General features: G+C 72.3%; 3 protein-coding genes and 1 pseudogene. 2 read left to right on the top strand and 2 right to left on the bottom strand.

The features are described 5' to 3' along the window. Nucleotides 1-95: 95 nt before the first annotated feature. Nucleotides 96-1526, bottom strand: a pseudogene (locus L0P92_RS45345) (sigma-70 family RNA polymerase sigma factor); the annotation flags it as partial. A 310-nt stretch (nt 1527-1836) separates the two neighbouring features. Continuing rightward, nucleotides 1837-2616, bottom strand: coding sequence for a TetR/AcrR family transcriptional regulator (locus tag L0P92_RS40855; RefSeq protein ID WP_234768202.1), 780 nt, complete (start codon nt 2614-2616; stop codon nt 1837-1839). A 386-nt stretch (nt 2617-3002) separates the two neighbouring features. On the opposite strand from L0P92_RS40855, the gene L0P92_RS40850 reads away from it, so the two are divergent. Together L0P92_RS40850 and L0P92_RS40845 are read left to right on the top strand one after the other, a co-directional pair. Next, nucleotides 3003-4382 (top strand): NAD(P)/FAD-dependent oxidoreductase, encoded by a 1380-nt coding sequence (locus L0P92_RS40850; RefSeq protein ID WP_234768201.1) that lies wholly within the window; start codon nt 3003-3005, stop codon nt 4380-4382. A 228-nt stretch (nt 4383-4610) separates the two neighbouring features. Then, complete coding sequence (locus tag L0P92_RS40845; protein ID WP_234768200.1) at nt 4611-6281, top strand: ATP-binding SpoIIE family protein phosphatase; 1671 nt, start codon at nt 4611-4613, stop codon at nt 6279-6281. The last annotated feature ends 43 nt before the right edge of the window (nt 6282-6324 follow it).

Genomic DNA, 6324 nt, shown 5'->3' with positions numbered 1-6324 from the left:
CCCCCCCCCCCCCCCCCCCCCCCCTTTTACCCGCCCACGCCGGCATACGAGATGATTAAACAGGTCTCGTGGGCTCGTATATGTGTATAAGCGCCAGGGGGGGGGGAGGCCGTGGGCTCGGCGGCCGGCTCGATCGCGGGCGGTCGCGGAGTGGGCTCCTTGGGCGAGGGCTCGGGTTGCGACGGCTCCGGCGGCCTGGGCGTCGGCGTCTCCTCGACGATGGGGGAGGGGACGGGAGGCTGCTTGGCGTCGGTCTTGTCGGCCGGTCTCTCGTTGCCGGCCAGCGCGAGCACGATCGCCGCCACCACGCCCACCGCGACCACACCGGCAGCGATACCGGCCTTCACCGGAGCGCCCAGCCCCTCGGAGGCCGCCGCGCCCCCGGAGCCCGCCCCGCCCGAGGAAGAGCCGCCGGCCGCCGAGGCCGCCCCGGCGCCACCGGCGGCACCGACCCCGACACCCCCGGCGATGAGCCCGGCCGCCTTGGCGTACCCGGCGGCGCCGAACCAGCCGATGACCGCGACCGGCACGACCGCGGGAATGCCTCCGGCGACCTCCTGGATCTGGCCCGCGGCCAGCCGGCACTTGGCGCACTCCTCCAGGTGCTTGCGCAGGCCCCGCTCGGCGCGGGTGCGCAGGCTGCCGCGGGCGTAGGCGCCGAGCCGGTCGGCGTGCCGGGCGCACTCCTCGTCGCCGGCGAGGCTGGCGCTGACGTGGGCCTGGAGGTAGGCCTGCTTGAGTCCCTCGCGGGCGCGGCTGGCGAGCACCCGCGTGCCGTTGGCGTCGAGCCCGAAGAGCGTGGCGACCTCGCTCGGCGACTCGTCCTCGACCTCGGTGTGCCAGAGCACGGCCTGCCAGCGCTCCGGCAGCGACCGGAAGGCCCGCATGGCCATGGACTGCTCGGCCTCGTGCATCGCCCGTACGTCGGCGCCCAGGTCGAGCGTGTCGCTGTCGGACACCTCGGAGACCCGCGCGGACTGCGCGGCGAACACCGCGAAGTCGTCGACCAGCTGCTCGCGCCGCGCCGACTTCGTCCAGTCCGCCGCGGCCCGTCGGATCGAGGTGAGCAGATAGGCGCGTACGGCGTGCTCGGGGCCGGAGCCGCCGCGCACGGCCTGGAGCATGCGGGCGAAGACCTCGGCCGTCAGGTCGTCGGCGGTGTGGGCGTCGCGGCAGCAGGTACGCGCGTACCGGCGCACCGCCTCCGCGTGGCGCCGGTACAGCTCCTCGTAGGCGGTGTCGTCACCGGAGCGCATCCGTGCGATCAGGTCGGCGTCTGACGGCGGCAGCTCGCGGGGCGGCGGCACTTCGCGCGGCAGCGGCAGCGTGCTGTCCTCGCGCCGGTCACGCTGGGCCGGGACGCTGCCCTCCGCGCGCCCGTCCGAACGGCCTTCCGCACGGCCCGGTGTACGGCCCTCCAGGGGGTCGGCGCCCGGTGGCAGATCGGCCCGTCCGCCCTGACTCGGCACCTGCGGAGTCGCCGAGTCGTCGTCACCGCGTGACTCGTCCCACCCGTCTACGCTCATCGCGGAAAGCCCCCGCTGCCAGCTCTACCAGTCCCGGACACCGGGTCAGGGTGCCATATTGGCTTTTGGTCAGGACCCACCCGTACGGACATCCACTCGTCCGTGGGGACTTCCCTCAGCGTAGTACTGGCCCTCGCCCTTACGGGGAAGACTCAAGCGCCGCTTGCCGGGCGGGAGTTGAGCGCCGCATCGCGACCTGCCCGGCATGTTCGGTGACGGTGTTCGAGGCGGGGGTCGGCCCGGCACCCCGCCCCGCCGTCACCCCTTCGCATCACTCGCCCTTCGACGGCACGGCCTCACCCGGACCGGGTCACGCCTGCGGGCGCGAGCGCAGGCCCTCCAGCAGGATGTCGAGCAGCCGTGCCGAGGCCGCGGCCTGCTGCGCCGCGTCCGGTAGCGAGGGCGCCGCCGTGGCGATCACGAGCAGGACGTCCGACACCGAGACGTCGGTCCGCAGCTCACCCGCCGCGCGCGCCCGCTCCACGAGCTGGCCCACCACGTCGAGCAGCGCCGCCGCGCCCGCGTCGTCCACCGCGTCCACCGCGCGTGCCGGCGACTGCTCCGGCACCAGCCGCAGCTCACCGGTGCCCGGCTGGACCCGCTGCTGCGGCACCCGGGCCTCGTCGAGCACGACGCCGTCCTCGACCCCGACCCGCAGCACCTGCGGCGGCAGCAGCCGGCCCGCGCCCGAGGCCACCGACGTGCGCAGGAAGCGCGAGAGCGCCGACCACGGCTCGTCCTCCTGGCCGAGTGCGGCACGTGCCTGGTCGGTCAGCCGGGACGTCTCCTCCTCGGCTATCCGCCGCACCAGGACGTCCTTGCTCGGGAAGCGCCGGTACACCGTGCCGACGCCGACGCGCGCGCGCCGCGCCACGTCCTCCATCGGCGCGCCGTAGCCCAGCTCGCCGAAGACCTCGCGCGCCGCACGCAGCACGTGCTCCAGATTGCGCTGTGCGTCCACGCGCAGCGGCGTCGTGCGCGAGGCGTCCCCGCGTCCGTTGCCCGCAGCCGCGCTGATCGTGCCGCCCACCGCCCCGCCGCCCGATGTGATGGCGGATGCGGAAGACCAACGTGAATCCTGAACATGCATAAGCGATCCCCCGGTAATGACGTCTCCCCCCGGAGACTCTCCCCGTCATTGCAAAGCCGGAGCGTCGCGGAACAAGCCCGGACAAACAGGCCCGCCCTGTGTGACTCGCGGACCCGATGAGCACATCCCCCTACACCCCGTCGACATACGAACATAGTTGAGAGGGAGTCAATTCAGAAGGGGCACGTTCCGCACGGAGCGCCCCTCGATCGGAGTACGAGGCGTTTACGCCCAGATTGCGCCACCCGCGATCCCCCGGCGCACACCCATTGACCTGCGGACTTTCCGCGCACTCCGGCAATTCGGCCAAACCGCGCCGTCGACGGCACCCGGTCACACAAATTGTCGAGCCTGTGGACAAACGCAAGCGTCGGGTGCGTCATGGGATGGTGAAGGAACGTGCGCGCATTCTCGTTGTCGGCGGCGGCTACGTCGGGATGTACACGGCCCTGCGTCTCCAGCGGAGGCTGAAACAGGAACTGGGCCGGGGCGAGGCCGAGATCACCGTGGTCACTCCCGACCCGTACATGACCTATCAGCCATTCCTCCCCGAAGCGGCCGCCGGCTCGATCTCCCCGCGCCATGTGGTCGTCCCGCTGCGCCGCGTCCTGTCCCGGTGCCGGGTCATCATCGGCGAGGCCACGGCCATCGACCATGCCAAGCGCACCGCGACCCTCAGCACCCTCGCCTCCGAGGAGGACGGCACGGGCAGCGAACAGCTCTCCTACGACGAGCTCGTCCTCGCCCCCGGCTCCATCGCGCGCACCCTGCCCATCCCCGGCCTCGCCGACCACGGCATCGGCTTCAAGACCGTCGAAGAGGCCATCGGCCTGCGCAACCACGTCATCGAACAGATGGACATCGCCTCCTCCACCCGCGACCCCGCGATCCGCGACGCGGCCCTCACCTTCGTCTTCGTCGGCGGCGGCTACGCGGGCGTGGAGGCACTCGGCGAACTGGAGGACATGGCCCGCTACGCCACGCGCTACTACCACAACGTCAGCCCCGAGGACATGAAGTGGATCCTCGTCGAGGCCTCGGACCGCATCCTGCCCGAGGTCGGCGAGGACATGGGCCGCTACACGGTCACCGAACTGCGCCGCCGCAACATCGACGTACGGCTGCACACCCGCCTGGAGTCCTGCGCGGACCGCGTCGCCGTCCTCAGCGACGGCGCCCGCTTCCCGACCCGTACGGTCGTCTGGACGGCCGGCGTCAAGCCGCACCCGATCCTCGCCGCGACCGACCTGCCACTTAATGAGCGCGGCAGGCTCAGGTGCACCCCCGAGCTGACGATCGAGGGCACCACGCACGCGTGGGCCGCGGGAGACGCCGCCGCCGTCCCCGACGTCACCGCGGGCGAAACCGGCAAGGAATGCGCCCCCAACGCCCAGCACGCCCTGCGCCAGGCGAAGGTCCTCGGCGACAACATCGTCCACTCCCTGCGCGGCGAACCCCTGGAGACGTACGCCCACAAGTACGCGGGTTCGGTCGCCTCCCTCGGTTTCCACAAGGGGGTCGCACAGGTCTACGGACGCAAGCTCAAGGGCTACGCTGCGTGGTTCATGCACCGCGTCTACCACCTGAGCAGGGTGCCTACCTTCAACCGCAAGGCCCGCGTCCTGGCCGAATGGACCCTCTCGGGGCTCTTCAAGAGGGAGGTCGTCTCCCTCGGTTCACTCGAACATCCCCGAGCGGAGTTCGAACTCGCGGCCGGTGGAAAGTCTCCTCTCAAGCCGGAAGACGACCCGAAGGGGTCGTCCTGACCGGACCCAGGAACTCCACCGACGGGGCAGGCGTCTGACGGGTGTCGGCCAGGTCGGCCGCACTGCCAGACTGATCCCGAACCGATCCCGACCCCGGACGGGCACCCGCCCGCCCACGACCCACAAGGCTCTCCCCACAGTGCTGCAATCCGGGGCTGCCGGTGCCACCCCGCAGACCCCAGGCCGGGTCCGGAGCTGGCCGAAGACGACGACACGAGGCAAGGATTCGTGAACTTCACGCGCTGGAGCGCCCGGCTCCCCGGAACGCAGCGCCGCGCCGCAGCGCGGACCGAACCCGCGGCGGCGGTCACCCAGGACCGCCGGGGAGAGAGTCCGGGCGCCGTCCCCGCGGCCCGCGCCGAACACCTCACCGACGACGCCAAGCCGATCCCGGCCGTGGACGAACTCCCGGTCCGCGAGGTCCTGGACCGAGTCCCGGCGCTGGTCGCCCTGGTCCACGGCACCGACCACCGCCTGGCCTACGTCAACGACGCGTACGTGGCGGCCTTCGGCGTACGCCCCCAGGGCGAACCGGCCCGCGAGGCCCTCCCCGAACTGGCCGAACTGGGTCTGCTCCCTCTCCTCGACCAGGTCCTGCGCAGCGGCAAGCCCCGCACCCTCAAGTCCCGCAAGGCCCCCGACGGCCGCTCCTACACGTTCACCTGCACCCCCGTGGCGGAGGGCGACGGCGGCGTCCTCGTCTTCGCCACCGACGTCACCGACCACGCCGAGGCCGCCGAACGCCTCCGCGCCAGCGAACGCCGCCAACGCGAAACGGCCGTCACCCTCCAGCGTTCCCTCCTCCCCCAGGAACTCGAAGAACCGGACGACCTGCGCATCGCCGCCACCTACCACCCCGGCGGCACCGAGGCCGCGGTCGGCGGCGACTGGTACGACGTGATCACCCTGGGCGGCGGCCGCACGGCGCTCGTGATCGGCGACGTCATGGGCAGAGGTGTACGAGCAGCCGCGGTGATGGGCCAGCTCCGCACGGCGGTCAGGGCCTACGCCCGTCTGGACCTCCCCCCGCACGAGGTCCTCCAGCTCCTGGACGGCCTGGCGACCGAGATCGACGCCAACCAGATCGCCACCTGCGTCTACGCCGTCCACGACCCGAACGAGGGACGCCTGGTCTACGCCTCAGCCGGCCACCTCCCCATCCTGGTCCGCGACGAGAACGGCGACGTCCAGCGCGCCGACGAGCCCACCGGCCCGCCCCTCGGCACCGGCGGCTGGATGCACGCCTCCGGCTCGATCGCCCTGAGCCCCGGCTCCACGGCCGTCCTCTACACCGACGGCCTGGTCGAACGCCGCAACGAAGACCTGGACGAGGGAATCGCCTCCCTGGAACGAGCCCTGGCCGGCGCGACCGGCACCCCCCAGGTCATCTGCGACCGCCTGGTCCGAAGCGCCGGCGTCACCGCGGACCACGACGACGACGTGGCGGTCCTGGTCCTCCAGCACCCCGCCCGCACCGGCCCCGACAGCGACCTCTTCCGCAACGCCGCCCTGGAACTCCTCGGCGGCATCGAGGCGGCCCCCCGCGCGCGTGCCTTCGCCTCCGGCGTCCTCACCAGCTGGCGCTTCCCGCCCGAACTCCACGACCTGGGCGTCCTGGCCGCCAGCGAACTGGTCGCCAACTCCCTCCAACACGGCACCCCACCCATGCGCCTACGCCTCCGCCGCACCGACCGCCGCCTGATCATCGAGGTGACAGACGGCGACGACCACCTCCCCCGCCGCCGCCGAGCAGAACCAGCCGACGAATCCGGCCGAGGCATCGCCATCGTCGCCACCATCGCCTCGGCCTGGGGTTCACGACGAACCCCGGGCGGCGGCAAGGCGGTGTGGTGCGAGTTCGTACTACCGAAGACGGCGGTGGACACCCAGAGACCCTAGAAGTGATCTTCAGCCTGTCCGGCGTTTGAGGACGAGGCCGGAG

Source organism: Streptomyces muensis (assembly GCF_021474425.1).
GTDB classification, from domain to species: domain Bacteria; phylum Actinomycetota; class Actinomycetes; order Streptomycetales; family Streptomycetaceae; genus Streptomyces; species Streptomyces muensis.
This window is presented reverse-complemented; position numbering and strand designations above follow the sequence as displayed.

What these genes read in the sequence shown, in the direction of transcription:
- L0P92_RS40855 (WP_234768202.1), bottom strand. Translation starts at nt 2,616, where the DNA reads ATGCATGTTCAGGATTCACGTTGGTCTTCCGCATCCGCCATCACATCG.
- L0P92_RS40850 (WP_234768201.1), top strand. Translation starts at nt 3,003, where the DNA reads ATGGTGAAGGAACGTGCGCGCATTCTCGTTGTCGGCGGCGGCTACGTC.